Source organism: Bacteroidia bacterium (genome assembly GCA_033391075.1).
Lineage (GTDB): Bacteria > Bacteroidota > Bacteroidia > J057 > J057 > JAWPMV01.
In genome coordinates this window covers 6,122,627-6,142,275 of record JAWPMV010000001.1, presented here as the reverse complement: position 1 = coordinate 6,142,275, position 19,649 = coordinate 6,122,627, and the positions used below count along the sequence as shown (strand labels likewise).

The window sequence follows — 19,649 nt, the reverse complement described above, 5'->3', positions numbered from 1 at the left end:
AGGCCCAGGATAGGATCCCGGGCCTTTAAGGCTTTCCTAATGTATAAATACTATATCTAACTTAGTAGTACTTGGGATAGCTGATGGTTACGCTAGGCACGTTTTTCGCCTGCGTTTCTCCATAAACTGCTTTGATCACTTCAGAACCTAATCCAATCATATGCTTATTGGAACTCTTCAAGGGTGCTATGATTTCAAGTTTCACAAATTTCTTGGTACCGGGCACTTCCAGTAGAACGGTAGAACCTACCGGCAATGATTTGTGATAAGCATAATAGATGGTTCTTGGTTTTTTAGCTTTTACGGGTTGAATGGTTCCGGTTTCCGTTACACGAATGTAGGACTCACCAGTATTAGCATCAATCACTTCACGTTCTGTGATATAAGATCCTTCTCTATTGAGTCGATCGAGAGAGCCTGAATTGTTGTCAAAATCCTGTCCTCTATCTCTTCCCAGGCCTCCATTTCCGGCAATATCATCTTCTCCTCCTGGAAAATAATCGTCATCATCTACATAATAATCTCTATCATCATCCACATCATTTTTACGTGGACGATTGGAACGATAGGTTTGCTCCAGACGAATGTCAATCACTTCTCTCATCTGCGGGCTAAGGAAAGAACGACCGTCTCTGATCCTTCTTAATTCATCTCTCCTAGCATCAACATTCTTTTCTGCCAATGCCTGATCGATCAGGGAAGCTGTTTCGATGTCATAATCTTCAGTAGAAATGGCATCATATCCCTGAACCCATCCCATTTTCTTTTTCTCTTTGCCGGTTAGTTTCACCCAACCATTGGCAAATTCAGTCAAAATAGCGAGATCGCCCGCTACAAAGCTTCTTTTAGAGATAGAATTTGGCGTGGAGGGCTTTTCAAAAATGGACGTATTCTTCAGGAGGACTACATTTCCCCCACCGGAAACAAAATATTCGTCATTTATCCAGCCTTCTTTCCCATCTTCGGTTTCAACCCAAATGTAATTGCTGTTTTCACCGCCTCTTACAAAGGCTTCTCTGCCCAAATGCATTACCTCTTCTGAAAAATGGATGGTCGAAAGTACGTCAGAGCTGTTTCCTGGATCCGCATAGAGTTGCGCACGATCCCAGGCGCATACTGAGAAGTCACCTTTAGGTGCATAATCATCATAAATCACTCTTTTCTGAGCAAACGTAAAAGAGTAGAGCGCCAGGAATCCTATGAATAATACAGAAGTACGTTTTTTCAAATTCATCATTAATTGGATTTGTGAACCTTCACAAATATAAAACAAATCTTCAAAACTGAAAATTATTTTTTATTGTTAAGGCCTGATAATGTATTACTTAGGGTCTTTGTCTTATAGTAATACTTTACGTACGAATCAGAAGATCAATTTGTTGTATCCAATCTGAGATTTGAAAAATTATTTTTTCAGATAAGCAATTTCTATGCGTGAAGGGCGCTGATTTCCAAAGATCAGCTCAATACATTCGGGATAAAGTCCGATTACTTCCGGACGGGTTTTGCGCATTTGACCAATAATCTCTACCTCAACAAAGCCAGGATTATCTGGGAAATACACCCGGACTTTGCTACCGATAGGCAGGCTTTTATGGTAGCCCACGAATAGGCTTTTACTTTCATTAGGGAAATTGACGCGATAAACGGGTCCTTTCTCTTTGGAGAGTGCTGGGGCATAGTTCTGCCCGGAAGTCTGGCTATTGCTGCTGCTTCTGACCCTGGGATTGGATCTGTAATCATCAGAGGAAGCGCTGCTACTACTTCCCCGGGAACTTCCGCTCCGATTTCTTTGGTCCCTGTTATCTTGCTCTCGGAAAGCACTCATATGGCCGACAATTACGCCCCTATCCAGATTGCTGCTACGGGAAGTATTGGGCGAAAAATCGGTGCTTCGACTGTTATAGTTATCGGCATCTCTCGTATCCGTAAATCTTTCATCAGAGCTATCAGAGGAGTTTCTCTGTCCATAATAAGTTCTTGCCCCGGTTCTTTGGCTAAGGACGCGAGAATTAAATTGTTCCTCTTGCGCGCTTATCCTGTCTCTGCCTTTTACCCATCCTCTGATCTTTTTGTCTTCAGAGTAGAGTTCTATCCAGTCCCCACTTACATTTCCTCGGATGACCATTTCTCCCGCCCGGAAATAATCCCCGGTACTTGCGGTTCTGCTTCTGGGTTCAGGATAAATGCGACTTCTTTCCTGGACAATAGCTGTCAGGCCATTGTTGACGAAATGATAGTCATAAATCCATCCGGATTTACCATCTGTGGTTTTTACTTCGATGTATTTTCTGCGATCGGCGCTATTATAGGCCTTTTGTCCCAGCCGTTCAACGACCTCTCCGAATTTGATTCGAGTTTTCCTGCGGTATTTTCTACCCGGTCCGGCATATAGATGGGTGCTTGACCATGCGCAGCTGAGGGAAGTTCTTGATCTGTCAGTAAAGATATCCTCTTCATTATTTTGGGCGAAAAGGAAACTAAAGGACAGTAGGGCGATAATGAAAGAGCAAATTAAAGTTTTCAAAACTAGGTTATGATATAATCGTATAACAGAGTGTAAACAGAGTGATGTTATAAATTACCTATACAAGCTATAAATAATTGGAGATAAAGAACTGGAATTTCAGGTAAGATTCCTCCTGTTAAGGGCCGTTTTTACGGAATTTTGCCTTGTATTTTTCCGTTTTTTTCGGTACAATTGTATACGTATGAAAATCAATCGGCAATTCTTTTATTACAGAATTACTGTTTTTTACTCTAGTTTTTCATAAAAGTTCTATAAGAACATGGGCGGAGTAAAAAAGGTACTATACTACTTAAGGGATACTATCGAAGCTCCACTCGTGTAATCGGGTTGGAGTTATTTTTTTTTAGGTCTAAATATTATTCTATGAAATCTCAGATTAAACGGAAGCTTTTTGGACTATCACGCAAGGAACTTATTCAGTTTTGTAATGAGAAACTGGTTTGTGCAGCCAGAGACCTTGCTGAATTCACCAAAAATGGGATTAATGCCAATTTCATCGTTGCGTTAGCCCATAAGTGTGAGCTTTATGAATCTACCCTGGATACCGCTAGTCCTCTCCAGCAATCGACAGATTCAAAGAAGATCGAGCAGGAAATCAAAGATTCCATTGGCGCGATCTGTGAGTTAGGCCGTAGGATTTGGTCCGAAAACCCTAGCAAGTTCAGAGATTATTCTCTGATTGCATCAAGTATGGGTTCCCCTGAGCCTGGCTCAGCGAGCTAAACTCGTCGTATGAAATGAAAACAAGAAGGGGCAGCTTCCTAAGTTGCCCTTTTCCTTTGCCCAAAAATCAGATAGTTCAAATACCTAAAATTTCCCTCATATCAAACAAAGCAGGAATCCCGCATGTAAGAAAATGAATAAGTTTGACGAAAATGGGATTCAAAAATTCCGCGATAGATGCCATATTGTATAGGTAATGCGGGAAAGAAAAGTCTGGAAATTATTCAGCTTGCTCAGGAGTACCGAAAAACTAGACTTTCAAAAATGGTTGTTGCTTGAATACGGGGATAAGCAACAATACGTACAAAAGCTCTATGCCTGTTTACTGAAACAATCTTCTGCACCCTCGATGCAGGAGGTATGGGAAGTCTTGTATCTTTCTGACCCTTATGATGATGCTCGCCTTCGAAAACTCTGCAGAGACCTCTGCAGTCAGTTAGAATCTTTTTTAGCCTATCAAAACTTTAAAACAGATCAGAGAGGTCTGGAAATTGCTTTGCTCAAAGAGTTGAATCATCGAGAAGCATCCGACCTTTTCCTTAAAACCAGCAGAAAGATAAAACGTAGTGCAGCCCGGGTAAAAGGCAAAGATGCTGCTTACTATCGATATTGCTTTGAACTGGAGCTGGAGATACAAAGGTATCTCAGTAAATACGTGCGTAGTAATCTGGAGCGCGAGAAACTGTTTCCCAACCAGTATGGGCAGATGATGGATAGTTTTGATAGTTGGTGGGCAGAAGAAAAGCTTGAATTAGCTTTGGGGAAAATTAATATGAAGCAGCAAGAGAAAATTCAGGCACAGGAACTCTTGCTGGATGAACTCTTGGAAAAGCTCAGAGAGGAAACCTATTGGCAGGCAAATGATCGAATTCAGGTATATGTACAGGTTTATCGCTTATTGAGCGGGAAAGTCAAAGATGGCCTGGAAATTCTGCTGGATCGCATCCGCAAAACCGAAGGCCAGTGGACGCAGGAAGAGTTACGAAATTTTCTCACTTCCCTGATCAATGCAAACATTCGAAATCTCAATCAATTGGGAGAGGAAAAAACTGCCCTGGAGTTGTTTACTTTATTTGAATGGGGGATTAGCTCTCGTCTTTTCTTTATTGACAACAACCTTCCTGAAGTAATTTATAAAAACCTCCTGACGATATGCCTCAAAGTCAAGAAATTTGACAAAGCCCTGAATTATCTGGAGTCTTTGAAAGAACTTTTGCCTGAAAAGAGGCAGGAAGAATGTTATAGATTCAATTTGGGCAGGTATTATTTTGCTAAGGGAGCTTTCAAAGAAGTAATCTCATGTTTGGCCGGACAAAAATTCTCTAATGTATTTGATGAAATTGATGCCCGCATCCATTTGTTGCAGGCTCAATATGAAACCGAGTATGAGGAACCGGACTGGATCGCACGCCAGATTCAGACGCTTGCTCGTTTCGTTCGCAATCAGAACATTCCCCAGCAATTCAAAGTCGGAATGGGCAATGGCTTTCGCCTGTTTCGAAAACTTGTCCTTGCCTATACCCCTTATGAGCATGAGCAGGTATTGAACCTAATCCAAAAGACACGCCCCCTCAACCAGGCCAAATGGTTGGAAGAAAAGGCTCGCATTCGAAGCAAAAAAAGGCCGGAATCAAATCCGGCCTCCTGATTTGGGTTGTTTTTAAATACAGAATATATGGGTCATTTATAGACCATTATTTTTGCCTATAAATAGCCACTCTGATACCTTAGGCAGTCTCAAGCGTTTCTTTTTCCTGCGCAAGTTTCTGCTGTACATCTCCGGGCACTTGAGCATACTCCAGGAAGTCCTGTGAGAAAGTCGCTCTACCTTGAGATATGGAGCTCAGAGTGGTAGAATACCTGTTGAGTTCAGCCAAAGGTACCCGAGCCGTGATTTTCTGATTTCTTCCTTCTGCATTAAAGCCTTCTACGATGGCCCTGCGAGATTGAAGGTCAGTCATTACATCTCCCATATAGTCATCTGGTACCAGAACTTCGAGTCGATAAATAGGCTCAAGCAGTTTAGGTGAACATTGCAAGAAAGCTTCTTTAAAGGCTGCCTTGCCGGCTATTTTAAAGGAAATCTCATTGGAATCCACCGGATGCATTTTGCCATCATAAACATATATTGCTACATCCTGTGCATAGGAACCTGTAATCGGTCCTTCTTCCATGGTTTCCATGATGCCTTTGAGTATGGCTGGCATAAACCTTCCATCAATTACTCCTCCCACAATACAGTTGCAGAATAGCAATTTTCCTCCCCAGGGCAACTCATGCATATCTTGTCCTCTCACTTTGAGATCTGAAGGATGCGTCATATGCTCAGTCCAGGGCTGAACTTTTAGGTAAACCTCTCCATACTGACCGGAGCCCCCACTTTGTTTTTTATGCTTGTAATATCCGTCCGCAGATTTCTGGATGGTTTCTCTATAAGAAATTCGAGGTTGTATGAATTTGGTCGGCACCCCATAGATGTTTTCCAATAGACCTTTGACTATCTGTAGATGGAGAGCTCCCTGACCACTCATAATGGTTTGCTTAAGCTCTTTTGAGTACTCGATAACCAGGGTCGGGTCGGATTCTGATATTTTATTGAGGGCCATGGCAAGTTTTTCTTCTTCGCCACTCTTCTCCGGCTCAATAGCTGTTCGAATTTTGGGATTCGGAAACTCAATCGCTTTTATCTTGACACCATTGTCCTTATCTCTCAGGGTATGATTAACACCTGTATCTTTTAATTTGACTGTAGCTCCTATATCACCCGCGGACAGTGCCTCTATAGAATGCTTGTTTTTTCCATCAATGATATAGAGCTGGTTGATTTTATTTTTGGTACCGGTATTTGAGTTGACAAATTCAGTCCCACTTTTTACCTCTCCGGAACATACTTTGAAATAGCTCATAGAGCCCGTATGTTTTTCATTTGAAGCCTTAAAAACAAAAAGGGTAGTATCACTGTCATTGACCGTAATTTTGTTTCCTTCTTCTGTTTCTTCATCATGCATATCTCCTGCTGAAGGAGCTACATTTCCAATGAAACCCATCATACGACCACTGCCCATATTGTTTTTGACAGAGGTACAGAAAACAGGGAATATATCCCTACTTAGCATACCAATCCGGATTCCTCTCCGCATTTCATCTTCATCCAATGCTCCTTTTTCAAAATAGAGCTCCATGAGTTCTTCGTCATGCTCGGCTGCTGCTTCTACGAGTGTATTATGAAGTTCGTCAGCACGTGCCTTCTCTTCGTCTGGTATGGGAAGTTTTTCAGGTTTACCCCCATCAGCCGGGAATTTATACATGATCATTTTCAGGACATCTATGATGGAGTCAAAGCCCTCCCCTGTATTGTAGGGATACTGCATGACTACTACTCCTGATCCAAATTGTCCTTTGGCTTGTTCGATGGTATTGTTAAAATCGGCTTTGCCGTTATCCAACTGATTTACTACAAAAATGGTAGGCTTGCTATATTTCTTTACATAGCGCCAGGCAATTTCAGAACCGACCTCTACACCATACTGAGCATTGAGAACCAAAACAGCGGTATCCGCTACTCTAAGTGCTCCAATAAGCTCACCGGCAAAATCATCAAGACCTGGTGTGTCAATAATATTGATCTTGGTTCCCCTCCATTCTGTATGCATGATCGATGAATAGATCGAGTTTCCTCTTTCCATTTCAATTTCATGGTAATCAGAAACGGTGTTTTTGTCGTCAACGGATCCCCGGCGATTGATTACGCCTCCTTCAAACATCATGCATTCGGCGAGGGTAGTTTTGCCGGATTTCGAGTTGCCAACAAGGACAACATTTTTGATGTTCTGACTTTGGTATTGTTTCATATAGCGCGAGTGTTAAGTAGTTCGAAATACGGTAGGCAAGCACAGCTGATATCTCCGGAATGGATTACCAATTGTTTATGAGAAATACCTATAAAGGATGGGTGGGGAATCTTGCTGATTCCCTGAGTAGTAGGTACTTGCTATACCGTTATTGCATTTTTTATAATATAGAGAAAAAGATAATAACTTTCACTTTTTTGCCTATATTTTTGACCCTACTTTCAGAATAAATCTGATTTTTTGACCGCTTTTTCTATGACTACGGAATCTATTCAAACTACTCCTGCAGGCAAGGCTCGGATTTTTATGGGAATCTTCCTCCTGGCTGCGCTGGTGGAATTGGCCTGCAACCTCATTCCTGCCCTCCCTTATCCCGTCCATTTTGTTGCCAAGTCGCTATTGATGCCTGCTTTGCTGGCCTACTTTATTGTGGAAAGCAAGGAATGGGAGAAAAAATACCGGACACCCATTGTTCTGGCATTGATCTGTTCCTTCTTTGGAGATTTCTTTTTGCTTTTTTCTGGCCCAACTTATTTTCTCTTGGGTTTGGGTTCATTTCTTCTGGCACAGGCTTCCTATATCTATGCCTTTCGAAATGGTCCTTTTGAGCAGAACAAGGGGAAGATTGAAATGATATTTATGGCTTTGGGCGGCTTGCTTATTCTATATGGGATCTTGCTTGTCTATAGCCTTTGGGGATATTTGGGAGAAATGCAGATACCCGTCAGTGTCTATTCTCTGGTGATCATGGGAATGGGATTGTCCGCTTTGAGTCGTAAGGGAAAAGTGAATCTCCCAAGCTTTCGGGAAGTATTTGTCGGAGCTTCCCTCTTTATCCTGTCGGATAGCTTGATCGCTATCAGTCGCTTTGGAAGCGAAATGGCGGAACTGTCTTATTCAGGCTTTTGGATCATGCTGACCTATATCATAGCACAATACCTGATCATACGAGGATTGTTGAACGTAAAGGTCAATTGAGTTTCTTATGCATCAAGACCGCTGTACTTGGACATAAACTGCTGAATTCTTCACTCTCTTTGATGGCTTGTGGGACGCTTTCTCTGTCCTGATTTTCGAAGCCCATTTTTTTGAAGAAGCCTTCTGCGGTTGTAGTTAGAAGGTAAAGATCCTTCATCCCCATTTCCCTGGCTTTTTCAAGGAGACGCGAAACCCATGCCTTTCCATTTCCTGAGCCTTGTTGTTGAGGACGAATAGCTACGGATCGCAATAAGCCAATATCTCCGTATTGCTCAAATCCTCCGCAGGCAAAGGGAATACCCTTTGTTCCTTTCCAATAAAAAAGATGGACTTTCTCTCCAATATCTTCGATGGGTAAATCAACTTCACTCAAAAACTTTTTGAGAATAGGCAGATGCTTGAGATCGGCTTTTTCTATTGTATAGGAAGGTACTGACATACCCGAATTTAAGGGAAAGCGCTCGAAATAAAAACGCTCATCCCATAGGACGAGCGTTAAAAATGAAAATATACTAAATCCGTTTTAAGGTAAGGCTGAGGGTGCCCGTTCTTCGATGGGCAATTCCTGCTGGGTTTGTTGTAATGCCTGTTGTCTTATGTCGGATTTTTCTTTAGCAGTATTGATTTGAGCGACGCCCAAAAAAGTGGCTAGAAACAGGGTGGATAGAAAGGCTAAAGCGGCAACTTTCGATTTCATCAGAGCAAGATTAAATAAATTTGATAATTCAAATATCACGACTATTCGTAATAAATAAAACTCAATATTCTGCTGATCATTACATCAATTATTTGAGTCTTCCCCTGTAAAAATATGTAACTTGTATCCTTTACAAGAAAGCTACAGACACTCATGGACATTGAAACACTTCGCAATCACTGCATCGCTAAAAAAGGGGTAACGGAAGGCTTCCCATTTGGAGAACAAACCCTGGTATTCAAAGTAATGGGAAAAATGTTTGCCCTGGTATCCATTGATAATGCCGAATTTGTAAACCTGAAGTGTGAGCCTGAATATGCCCTGGAGCTGAGGGAGCAGTATGATGGGAGGATACGACCTGGCTGGCACATGAATAAAAAACTCTGGAACTCTGTATCTCTGATCGATAGCCTTTCTTATGAGCTGATTAAATCGCTCATAGATCACTCTTATGAAGAAGTGGTGAAAACCTTAAAAAAGAAGGATAAGATTGCTTTAGAGGAAATAGAATCTTAGGCTTTCCATTCCCAAAACTCACAGTTGATATCTGCTTTCTGAAAATTTTGTTGGACTGTTTCCAGAGATTCTGGCGATTGATCTATACCAATCCATTTCCTGCCCAGTTTTTCGGCCGCCAGTAGGGTGCTTCCTGAACCCGCAAAGGCATCCAGGATCAAACTGTCCGAATGAGAGGATTGCGCAATAATTCTTTCCAGAAGATCGGCATTCTTTTCTGTGGGATAGCTGACATAGGAAAGGCCCTTGTCTTTAAATTCCCAGACATCCTGTAGTTTCTTGCCTTTATGATCATGGGCAAATACCTTTTTGCGAGGATTTCCACTATCCGACCACTCTATCAGACCCGCTTCATCGAGTTCGTCCAGTACCTTGCGTCCATAGCGCCAATGCCGGCCCGGAGGAGGACTCAAGCCCTTCCAATCCTTCCCTGTATCACCTTCCAGCGTTTTGCCCGGAGCATGCAGCGGATGAGTCGTGTAAGCTCCTTTCTTTTTATCTCTTTTTGGAAATAGCTGTTTGACTTCTTCTTCATTCAGGGCTTCCCGAACTTCATTCCAGATATTTTGATCTCGCTCTTTCGCATACACCAAAATCATATCTGAAAAATTCCCATACGCTTTACGCGCGAAATTTTTAGGATTGCACTTGATGCGGCTGATGTCGTTGAGGAAATTTTCTGATCCGAAAACCTCATCCAGGATGATTTTAAGGTAATGCCCCAGCTTTTTATCTATATGTAAATAGAGACTTCCTTGATCGGAGAGGAGTTCTCGAAGTAAATAGAGCCGCCTTCGGATAAATTCGAGAAAGTGATGATCAGGATTCCAGTCTTCATAGGCTTTCTTATCAGAGATTTTGCTAAAGGTTTGCCCGGTTCCAAAAGGAGGATCTATGTACACAAGATCTACGGAACCTTTAAGACTCAAACCTAAATGCTGTAGGATAGGAAAATTGTCCCCGAAATAGAATTTCCCTCTGGCTTGTTCCTGAGCTTTTCGGTTTAGCTTGCCGCTGAGGGGAAGAGAGAGGATTTCCTCTGCGGGCATTTTATCCGGATAGCTCAGTTCACATTTTAGCATAGGGAGAGAGAAGGAACATTAGGTTCACATTCGCCTAAAAATACCAAAAATTTCAAGCTCTGATAAATAATCGTAAAGGAATGCTAGTTGCCCGTTTTTTTCGAGCGGTTGAAACGACGAATCCGATCCTTGAGTTTCTTGCTGGGTTTATCAACATCTCCCAAAGCAGCTCTTCCCAGTTTTTTGAAGTCGGCTTTGTTCAACTCTCCGGAGGTATCAGTCCTTTCTAAATAAAGTACTTCTCCTGTTGCGGCATCCATAATCGTCATCTGCTTGATGCGAGGATCCAGGTGTAAAAAAGCTTTTTGTTCTTCTTCATTATGGACCGCAGCCATGATTACAGCAGCTTCTACCAACTCGACCTTATGTCCATAGATTTCCGCAATCTCTTCCTGACTCATAAAATCTCCTACTTCCTCTTTATCCATCAAGAGGGTATAATCCTTGAGCTTCTGGGTATTTTCAGAATTAAAGGCGCGGAGCAGCTTCCCATGCGTATCCTCGGTGGGATTTTTTTCTTCTACATGCTTAAGATATAGTTGCATGTATTTGATGAAAGCCGGCAACTTGTGGAAATATTCCATGGTATTGCGCACATCATTCAGTTGGAAATGTGTGAGCGCATCTTTACCAGTATAATTTCTCAAATCTGTACCGGTATCCATGAGGTAAAGGGCCAAATGATTGTTCTGGATCTTATCCGTTCCACTTACTCTTCTCACGAGTCGATGGGAATTATTGCGAACCAGCATGGAATATTCTTTATCTCCTTTATTCTTGGAGATCTCATAAAGTTCTGTGGTATCGACAAATTGATAGGGAGTAAAGGTCCAGTGTGATTCGATGATTTCCTTGATTTTATCATTATAGGTATCATCGTCCTCGTACAATACTACGAGTAAGGTGGAGCTTTTTACCTCTGGGAAATCTTCCAGAGAAGCATATCTGCCATTCTGGGCAGCAAGCTGTAAACTCGAAAAAATGAGAAGAAAGGCTATTAGAAATCTTTGCATGTCCATGAACTAAAAACGTCTTAAAAGAGGCCTTAGTATTATTTGGAATTGACCAAATAGACCCCAAGCATAATTACGAACATCCCAAATAATTCCCAAGGGCTAAATGTTTCTCCATCTAACAAACCCCAGGCTAATGCAACGATGGGAATGATATAGGTTACAGAGGCAGAGAAGATAGTACTTGTTTGCTGTACGAGATAATAAAAGAGCACCAATGCGAGGGAGGTTCCCAGTGCGGCCAGGATGGAAATATAGCCGAGAGAGGCCCATGCATATTCATTGGTTTGAAATACGCTAAGGATATCAGAAAATCCCAGGAGGTAAATCCAATAGGGGATAGACACAAAAACGAGGGCAAATCCAGAGGCATAAATGGGAGAAACCTCTTGAAGATATCGCTTGGTGATATTGGTACTAAGGCCATAGAGTACGGTAGCAAATATGACCAGCAGGGAATAAAATATATGCTCTTCTACATTTACTTCTCCCCCACCCATGAGCAATAAAATAAGGGCTCCCAGAAATCCTACAAAGACCCCATAATTTTGAGTCTTCTTAAACCTGAATCCAAAAAACATGACCCCTAGTATCAAGGTGAATACCGGACTCATTACGTTGAGAATGCCCGTACTTGAGCTATTGATTTTGGTTTCGGCCAGGGGAAAGAGAAAGGCGGGTATCGCATTGCCTAAAATCCCAATAATCAGAATAAAGGGCCAGGCTTTTTTGGGGACATTCTTTGCTTTTCCCAGAATAAACGGGACCATAACAAGGCCCGCAATCGTGATCCTGAGCGCAGCTATCTGCATAGGTGTAAAGGCATCCAGCCCTCTTTTCATCAGGATAAAGGAACTCCCCCACAAAAGTGAAAGGGAAATAAAGGGGACCCATCGCTTCATGCGGCGAAGTTAGAAAGGAAATCAGAATAATGGAGAAATATTTTTGAGGCGAAGGCTAGCCTCCGCCACAGGCCCCAAGGACAAAATCACAGATTGTAGCGGCAGATTACAATCCGCCCAAATAAGATTACAGCATGTCATATGCGGGGCCTTTCCTTCTGGAGGGCCATAAGAGAATTAAGAATAAGGAACAAGGAATGGAGAAGTTAGAAGTAAGCTTGCTCAGATAAAATTTCTTCCTTTTACACTCCTTATTCTTTGTTCTTCAATCCTTAATCCGTCCTCAGCTGATTCGGCAATTCATCCGTATCATCCGGGCGAATTTCTACACCTTTTTCTTTAAGAATTTTTGCACTCCGATTGATGGCATTGATGATTCCCTGGCACACATTTTTCTTTTTGATCGCATGAACGGTTTCATCAATGAGGTCATTCCAGGTCTCTTGTTCCACAGCTCCATTGATACCTTCATCAGCAAGTACGACTACTTCATGTTCAAAAAGGGCCATGAAAATGAGGATACCTGTCCGCTCTCTGGTGAGGAATACTTCTTCCCGAATGAAGAAATGCTCCGATCTTCGAATGGCTGCGATCTCAAGCTTGTTTCTGCCGGCCATCAGTCTTTTGAGGGGATCGATATATTGGGTCAATAGAGCTCCTATTATCCCTCCAGCTACTACCATCCCCATGATCGGTACCAAATGTAAGACAGGAAAGTCCAACCAAAAGAGTTCCATGGCGGAAACGATGAGGAAGACAATCATAGCGAGAAATATTCCCCCTTTGTAAACGGCTTCCGGGTAGCGTTCACATTGAGCAACGAAGACAGGGACAATTTCGCCCGAAGTTTCCGTTTCTGCCTGAGATACTGCTGTCTCGATCTCTTTGAGTTCTGCTTCTGAGAAATAGCTTTTTAAGTCCATGGATTTTCCTCTGGAGGGGCAAAATAAAGAAAGTTGGGAAAAATTGAATCGAAATCGGGAATTTGTTGTGGCCAAAGACTATGTGTCCAGATCGGTAATCTCAGCTTCCTCTTGAGATTCTTTGTCCTTGATCTCGTATTTTTTGGTATAAACAGAGGCACCTTTCCCTGATTTTCTAGCTACCAGTTGCATAACAAAGTGACCTTTGAGGGGATAGGTGTAGATACTTTGTTGTTTTACATTGCGAGTAATGCCATTGCCAAAATCCAGAATATAGGTGACTTCCGGATCGTAATTTTCTATAGTAAAGGTGAGAGGGCTGCCGACCATTCTTTCGCCTGCCACATCTACCGGATAAACTTCCAGGGTTCCTTTGGCTGCGAAACGAATACTATCGGCTTCGCTTTGGCTGGAATTAATGGCTGCTTTATCTTCTTCTGCTTGCTTGGTAAAGCGGACGATCTCTTCGTATTCGGCAGCAGAATTGATGGTGTCTGTACCAAAAATAGGATGCTCGACTACAATCTCTGCATTGTCAATCTGGAAGATTTCTCGAATTTTTCCTGTATTAAGATCGGATGCCTGATAAACCTGCAGGAGCTTTTCGCGAGGTTGGGTGCTAGGTTTGCTAGGGAAGAAATACTGAAATGCCAATATGCCCCCCAATATTAATACCGGGAGTACATAGAATATTCTTTTTCGTCTTGTGGCCTTTTCCTTAGCCTCGAGCTGACGCAAATATTCATCAAATTTATCGTGAGCCTTTTCAAATTGCTCCATAAGTGAGGTTTGCAGTCAGAGTAACACAGGTTAAAGCAAGATGATTTGTTAACTCACAAGGAAATTGTATCCAAATGAGTGCCAAATTCTCATTTGTTCGTCGAAAATGCGCCAATTGACATAGATTTACCTCTGCTGATAAAAAAAACCTGTCAGGAAACGAGTCCGAAAACTCTACCTGACAGGGCCTTGCTGCAAAGAACTTCAAGATCAAAATGACCTTGATTGATTGGGGTTTAAATCATTATGAGTGGGTGATCAATCGAACCAGCTGTTGGTCGCCTGATTCCACTTTTAGCATATATAGACCTTCGGGAAATACACTCAGGTCTATGTCCATATTTAATTTCTTCTGTCTGCCGAGATTTACGTCCCTGCGGTAGACAACTTCACCTCCAAAATGTTTGATGAATATCTTTATTCTGGGACTGGAACTGAGCATCAGATCCAGATTGATATTATCCTCGGAAACTGTGCAGACACCCATGCGGCTCTGGTTTGAGTCCATCACCACTTCACTATCCTGAAAAAGTTCAGAATTAGGGAAGATCTGCTGTATCCCCAGACCCATGCCAAAGCAAAAGATGGCAAGAAATGCCAGAAGCAGAGGCGCACGGCGTCTAAGTTTAAGTTTTTTCCGGGTGTTTGAGAAAGATGGGAATGACCCCAGGGTGGAGCTATTCACAGGCGCAAAGGCCTTGCTCTCGGCAGGAGCTGAGAAATTCAGCTGATGTATCCGAAGAGGCTGTATGAACAGCGATTTGAAAAGGGTCGAATAGAGAGCATCAGGATTGAGCAAGTGTGCTAAAGAACTGTTTCGCATAACGCGCATGGCAGGTTAAAGTTGTTGCGATGCCGTTTCGGAGTAAACCTCCTAACGAAGAATAAAAAATGCCATTCGACATTGTATCACATTGAATCCTTGAATCGAAGTAACAACAAAAAAATCTAGGAAGGAAATCAGGCCTAAGTTGGAAGTGTAGCATTTTTTTCGCGAAAAGATTTTTTTCGCTCATTTATTTTTATAAGTGGAAATTTGACCCTTTGCGAAAATGTTCGCTTTTGGTGAAAAACAGACGGATTTCTCTTGACGAAAGGCGAAAAAGGCTTTTGCGGCATGTGTCGTCTTTTTTTTTTTTAGGCCTGTAAGAAAAAGTGCATTATTTAAGCCATCTGTAAAGCAAGATTGCTGCTAATCCTGTTCCGGCAGCTACCAACCAGGGGACACTTGAGTCTTTTTCCTTGTCTTTGGTCCCAAACATATCGAAGATTCCTGCTACGGGATCCTGTGCTTCTAATTGGTGGAGTACATGCATTAACGCCGATCGGGCATCTTCTCCTAAATGCATTTTTAATCCTTGCTTTAAGATGAAAACCGCCAATTTGGGCCGCTTATGGACATTATGAACGGAAATGGCCAGATTTTCTAAAGCTAAAGCGTATCGATCCCGACTCCCTGCAAAGTAATCTGGCAATCGATTCATTGCAGCGATGTACATTTCATCGCAGTATTCCTGCATTTTCCCATCAGGTAGACTTCCTTTCTCAATTTTAAAGGTCGTGTCCTCGATTTCCTTGATATGGGTGTGAATGAGGTGAAAGGTATCCTTATAAGTCTGTGCAAAAAATTTGCTGGGGATAGGTAAGGGATGTGTAGACATTGTCTGAATTTCCTCCCAATCTCGCTGCTTGAAAGCATGGAGCAAACGCTTATTGTATTGAAAAGCGAAATAGGGTGCAATAAATTTGAGGAAGGATTCGGACTGTGCAGATAACATGCTGATATCACCTGAATAAAAATAATCCAGGCTTGATTCTTCCAGAAAAGCCAAAAGACTGAGTTTGGAAAGAACCTTGGCATGATGCTCTATGATTTTAGGATCTCCTAATTGGTCAAATAAATCCAGTACTTGATTCTTATTAAGGGAGATTCCTCTCAATTCGATATTAGAAGCTTCATTAAGTTCAAATTCTGCCATCAGCTTTTTTTTCTCACGTTTGAGGCGAGCGCTGCTGATTCCCTGAAGGGCTTCTTCGGGCTCAAGACCGAGGAGTGCAAGAGGATTGATGTATTGCATGTCTAAAAATACGGTTTATTCGGCTCCTAAGTTTGATTTCGACCAAGTATCTGTTTCTCTCTGCAAAATCTGACACCTCGCTGTAAGGCAGGCGTAGGTTTACATACTAACTAAGGGCAATCTACAAGGGCATATATGATACAGCTTAACAATATTCATAAATCTTACCAGACAGGCGCCAACTCCCTAAAGGTTTTGAAAGGGATAGATCTCAAGATAGAAGAAGGTGAATTGGTCTCCATTATGGGGGCTTCCGGCTCCGGTAAATCTACCCTGCTGAATATCCTGGGAATTCTCGACAACTATGATGAAGGAGATTATTACCTCAATAATAAACTCATCAAAAATCTCAATGAGACCCAGGCTGCTATTATGCGTAATAAGATGATCGGATTTGTTTTCCAATCCTTTAATCTTATCTCCTTTAAAAATGCCATGGAAAATGTGGCCCTACCCCTTTACTATCAGGGAGTAAATAGAAAACGCAGAAATGAAATTGCTCTCGACTACCTGGATAAAGTGGGATTGAAAGATTGGGCAGACCATTTACCCAACCAATTGTCTGGAGGACAAAAACAGAGAGTAGCGATTGCCCGTGCACTTATCTCTCAGCCTTCTGTCATCCTCGCTGATGAGCCCACCGGTGCCCTCGATTCCAAAACCTCTATAGAAGTGATGGATCTACTAAAAGATATAAATGCCAGTGGCATTACCATCGTCATTGTTACCCATGAAAATGAAGTAGCGGCAGAAACTCAGCGTATCATTCGACTCAGAGATGGAATGATTGAAAGAGAGGTAGAGAAAGTGATGTAATCAGTATTTGTGTGCATGCGTGTTAGGGTATACCAGTTAAATTATTGATTCACTCTAACACACAAAAACGCTAACACCCTAACACTACAAAACTTCAACACGTCAAATGTTCGATTTAGATAAATGGCAGGAAATTTTCACCACGATCCGGCAAAATAAACTCCGGACTTTCCTCACAGGCTTCTGTGTGGGCTGGGGAATATTCATGCTGATCATCCTGCTCGGCTCTGGAAAGGGACTGGAAAATGGAGTGGAGCTGGAAATGTCGGGAGATGCGATCAATAGTCTCCGCATTTTCCCGGGAGTCACCCAAAAACCTCATGCTGGTCTTCAACCCGGAAGAAGAATTCGCCTGACCAATGATGATTATGAAGAGATAAAAGAGGCCATAGAAGGAGTGGAACACATCACCGGGAGATTTTACCTGGGCGGTATCCAAATCGTTAACTACAAAACCAACTCAGGAGATTATCCTATTCGTGCCGTACATCCGGATCACCAGATATTGGAAAATTCTCTGGTTGCAGAAGGTCGCTTTATCAATGAGGCCGATCTGACCGAACATAGAAAGGTAGCAGCCATTGGGAAAAAAGCAGCTGAAGGCCTTTTCAAAAAAGAAAACCCTATTGGCAAATCTATAGAAGTAAATGGCATTGCTTTTAAGGTAGTTGGAGTATTTATAGAAGAAGGTAGAGATGGGGAAGAGGAAGAAGTGATTTATCTACCTATTACTACTGCCCAGAAGGCATTCAATGGAAAAAGACGGATTCATCAACTGCTCCTGACGATGGGAGATGTAACGGTTGAGGAAAGCCTCATTATAGAAGAACAGGTACTGAAGAAATTATCCAAGAAGCATCGTTTTTCACCAGATGATCGAGGAGCTATGCGAATCTCAAACCGGGTAGAAGGCTATCAGGAATTCAAAGGAGTGATGACGGCTATTCGGGTATTTATCTGGTTTATCGCATCTGGTACTTTGCTAGCAGGTATCATTGGAGTGAGCAATATCATGATCATTGTCGTGAAAGAGCGAACAAAAGAGATCGGAGTGCGAAAAGCCCTGGGAGCAACTCCCAAAACGGTAGTCTCCCTCATTATGCAGGAAGCCATACTCGTTACAGCCCTTGCGGGTTATATCGGATTATTGTGTGGGGTGGTACTCCTGGAAGTATTCAGTTCCGGCATTTGGCTTGACTTCTTTCAATCCTTTGGTATGATGGAAGGAGTAAGTATGGATAATCTGGGCATATTTTACAACCCAGAGGTTGATCTGACAGTCGCTATACAAGCTACGGTCTTTTTGATCATCGCAGGAGCCCTCGCAGGTTGGGTCCCAGCAAGAAGAGCAGCAAGAATAAGACCTATAGAAGCCTTGAGATATGAGTAGGAATGTGCGCGTGTGTTAAAGTTTGGCTTTAGAAACTTTGAACTACACCAGAATAATTATGATAAACCTGCGCGCGATAAGACTATAACACCCTAACACTCTCCCTTATGTTTGACCTCGATAAATGGCAGGAAATATTGCAGGCATTGGCCAAGAAGCCATTGCGGACCGTGCTGACGGCACTGGGTGTGTTTTGGGGCATCCTCATGCTGATCCTTATGATTGGTTTTGGGAATGGCCTGGAGAAAGGAGTAAAAACAGATATGTCTGATCGGGCAAGTAACAGTTTTTTCCTTTGGGGAAGTGTTACTACTGAGCCTTATGCCGGATTTCAACCGGGGAGAAGAATCCGGATGACCAATGATGATTATTTTGCAGTAAAAGCCTTGGTTAAAGAAGCCAAGTATGTTTGTCCTAGAAATCAACTGGGAGGTTATAGAGGGGGAAATAATGTGACCTATAATGGGAAAGCCGGAGCTTTCGAGGTAACTGGTGATTATCCGGAGATAAGGTTTGCCGAAAAATTTAATATGGATAAAGGCCGCTTTCTCAATCATGTAGATCTGAAGAGAAGTCGTAAGATTTGTGTGATAGGAGAAGGAGTGCGCGTTCAGATGTTTGAAGAGGATGAGGATCCGATCGGTAAGCAGATAGCCATTAATAATACCTATTTCCAGGTGGTAGGCCTTTTTTCCTCTAACCAAACAGGCGAAAGAGGAGAAAGAGAAACGCAGCGAATTTATACCCCTTTCACCACTTTTCAAAAGACCTTCAATTACGGGAATCGCATCAGCTGGTTTTCGGTAGTTTCTCAAGATGATACCCCCGCTTCGATTGCAGAAGAAAAAATGATCGCCCTCTTAAAAAGAAGGCATAAAGTCTCTCCTTTAGATGAAAGAGGCTTTGGTCATTTCAATTTGGAAGAAGAGTTGAAGGAAATTCAAAATGTGTTTTTCGGGATCAATGCCATCAGCTGGATTGTGGGATTTTTCACCCTTTTAGCTGGAGCCATTGGCATCAGCAATATCATGTTGATCAATGTAAAGGAGCGTACCAAAGAAATCGGAATTCGAAGAGCTATTGGGGCCAAGCCCTGGGGAATCATTAGCCAAATTATGACAGAAGCTGTTTTCCTGACTACTATAGCTGGATATACCGGCCTGGTATTGGGAGTAGGTTTGTTGGAGTTGGTGAGTTTTGCCCTCACCGAATCGGGGGCCGATCTTGGGATGTTTGCCCCGCCATATGTGGAAATTGACCTTATGCTCAATGCCCTCTTTATCCTGATTATTGCAGGAGCCTTTGCTGGTTTGTTACCCGCTTCGAGAGCTGTGCGCATAAAACCCATAGAAGCACTCAGAACAGAATAA

The 19,649-nt window shown here is 42.4% G+C and carries 19 protein-coding genes; 7 read left to right on the top strand and 12 right to left on the bottom strand.

Translation table 11 applies throughout. The features are described 5' to 3' along the window. Positions 1-61: 61 nt before the first annotated feature. Both R8P61_24505 and R8P61_24500 read right to left on the bottom strand, forming a co-directional pair. The gene (locus R8P61_24505) at positions 62-1,237 is read right to left on the bottom strand and encodes a hypothetical protein (protein MDW3650258.1); all 1,176 of its coding nucleotides are present in this window, start codon (positions 1,235-1,237) and stop codon (positions 62-64) included. Between the two features lie 168 nt (positions 1,238-1,405). Beyond that, on the bottom strand, positions 1,406-2,527 hold the full coding sequence (locus R8P61_24500; protein MDW3650257.1) for a hypothetical protein: 1,122 nt from the start codon (positions 2,525-2,527) through the stop codon (positions 1,406-1,408). A gap of 366 nt (positions 2,528-2,893) precedes the next feature. On the opposite strand from R8P61_24500, the gene R8P61_24495 reads away from it, so the two are divergent. Together R8P61_24495 and R8P61_24490 are read left to right on the top strand one after the other, a co-directional pair. Then, positions 2,894-3,253 carry a hypothetical protein gene (locus R8P61_24495; GenBank protein MDW3650256.1) on the top strand — a complete coding sequence of 120 codons (360 nt, stop codon included), beginning with the start codon at positions 2,894-2,896 and terminating at the stop codon, positions 3,251-3,253. 196 nt (positions 3,254-3,449) lie between these two features. Further along, on the top strand, positions 3,450-4,901 hold the full coding sequence (locus tag R8P61_24490) for a hypothetical protein (GenBank protein ID MDW3650255.1): 1,452 nt from the start codon (positions 3,450-3,452) through the stop codon (positions 4,899-4,901). A gap of 79 nt (positions 4,902-4,980) precedes the next feature. Here the strand turns inward: R8P61_24490 and R8P61_24485 are convergent, their stop codons facing one another. Continuing rightward, the gene (locus R8P61_24485; GenBank protein ID MDW3650254.1) at positions 4,981-7,104 is read right to left on the bottom strand and encodes an elongation factor G; all 2,124 of its coding nucleotides are present in this window, start codon (positions 7,102-7,104) and stop codon (positions 4,981-4,983) included. Positions 7,105-7,359: 255 nt separating this feature from the next. Here R8P61_24485 and R8P61_24480 point away from each other — a divergent pair, with 255 nt between their 5' ends. Further along, positions 7,360-8,082, top strand: a complete 723-nt coding sequence (locus tag R8P61_24480; GenBank protein MDW3650253.1) for a lysoplasmalogenase — start codon at positions 7,360-7,362, stop codon at positions 8,080-8,082. Here the strand turns inward: R8P61_24480 and arsN2 are convergent. Together arsN2 and R8P61_24470 are read right to left on the bottom strand one after the other, a co-directional pair. Then, positions 8,075-8,521, bottom strand: a complete 447-nt coding sequence (gene arsN2, locus R8P61_24475) for an arsenic resistance N-acetyltransferase ArsN2 (GenBank protein MDW3650252.1) — start codon at positions 8,519-8,521, stop codon at positions 8,075-8,077. The genes R8P61_24480 and arsN2 overlap by 8 nt on opposite strands. A gap of 84 nt (positions 8,522-8,605) precedes the next feature. After that, a complete protein-coding gene (locus tag R8P61_24470; GenBank protein ID MDW3650251.1) occupies positions 8,606-8,779 on the bottom strand; it encodes a hypothetical protein in 174 nt (57 codons plus the stop codon). A gap of 153 nt (positions 8,780-8,932) precedes the next feature. Between R8P61_24470 and R8P61_24465 the strand changes: the two genes are divergently transcribed. After that, positions 8,933-9,295, top strand: a complete 363-nt coding sequence (locus tag R8P61_24465) for an MmcQ/YjbR family DNA-binding protein (GenBank protein ID MDW3650250.1) — start codon at positions 8,933-8,935, stop codon at positions 9,293-9,295. On the opposite strand, the gene R8P61_24460 is transcribed toward R8P61_24465, so the two are convergent. The 7 genes from R8P61_24460 to R8P61_24430 form a co-directional block, all read right to left on the bottom strand. Then, positions 9,292-10,377: a site-specific DNA-methyltransferase gene (locus tag R8P61_24460; GenBank protein ID MDW3650249.1), complete on the bottom strand. Its 1,086-nt coding sequence runs from the start codon at positions 10,375-10,377 to the stop codon at positions 9,292-9,294. The genes R8P61_24465 and R8P61_24460 overlap by 4 nt on opposite strands. Positions 10,378-10,460: 83 nt before the next feature. Further along, a complete protein-coding gene (locus R8P61_24455; GenBank protein MDW3650248.1) occupies positions 10,461-11,390 on the bottom strand; it encodes a hypothetical protein in 930 nt (309 codons plus the stop codon). 38 nt (positions 11,391-11,428) lie between these two features. Beyond that, positions 11,429-12,292 carry a DMT family transporter gene (locus tag R8P61_24450; GenBank protein MDW3650247.1) on the bottom strand — a complete coding sequence of 288 codons (864 nt, stop codon included), beginning with the start codon at positions 12,290-12,292 and terminating at the stop codon, positions 11,429-11,431. A 272-nt stretch (positions 12,293-12,564) separates the two neighbouring features. Beyond that, positions 12,565-13,215, bottom strand: coding sequence for a hypothetical protein (locus R8P61_24445; GenBank protein MDW3650246.1), 651 nt, complete (start codon positions 13,213-13,215; stop codon positions 12,565-12,567). A 78-nt stretch (positions 13,216-13,293) separates the two neighbouring features. After that, a complete protein-coding gene (locus R8P61_24440; GenBank protein MDW3650245.1) occupies positions 13,294-13,995 on the bottom strand; it encodes a hypothetical protein in 702 nt (233 codons plus the stop codon). Between the two features lie 244 nt (positions 13,996-14,239). Continuing rightward, complete coding sequence (locus R8P61_24435; GenBank protein MDW3650244.1) at positions 14,240-14,818, bottom strand: hypothetical protein; 579 nt, start codon at positions 14,816-14,818, stop codon at positions 14,240-14,242. A gap of 337 nt (positions 14,819-15,155) precedes the next feature. Beyond that, positions 15,156-16,073 carry a hypothetical protein gene (locus R8P61_24430; protein ID MDW3650243.1) on the bottom strand — a complete coding sequence of 306 codons (918 nt, stop codon included), beginning with the start codon at positions 16,071-16,073 and terminating at the stop codon, positions 15,156-15,158. A gap of 135 nt (positions 16,074-16,208) precedes the next feature. Between R8P61_24430 and R8P61_24425 the strand changes: the two genes are divergently transcribed. From R8P61_24425 to R8P61_24415, 3 genes are all read left to right on the top strand, one after another. Then, complete coding sequence (locus R8P61_24425) at positions 16,209-16,889, top strand: ABC transporter ATP-binding protein (GenBank protein MDW3650242.1); 681 nt, start codon at positions 16,209-16,211, stop codon at positions 16,887-16,889. Between the two features lie 106 nt (positions 16,890-16,995). After that, positions 16,996-18,279 carry an ABC transporter permease gene (locus R8P61_24420; protein ID MDW3650241.1) on the top strand — a complete coding sequence of 428 codons (1,284 nt, stop codon included), beginning with the start codon at positions 16,996-16,998 and terminating at the stop codon, positions 18,277-18,279. 107 nt (positions 18,280-18,386) lie between these two features. Beyond that, positions 18,387-19,649 carry an ABC transporter permease gene (locus tag R8P61_24415; GenBank protein ID MDW3650240.1) on the top strand — a complete coding sequence of 421 codons (1,263 nt, stop codon included), beginning with the start codon at positions 18,387-18,389 and terminating at the stop codon, positions 19,647-19,649.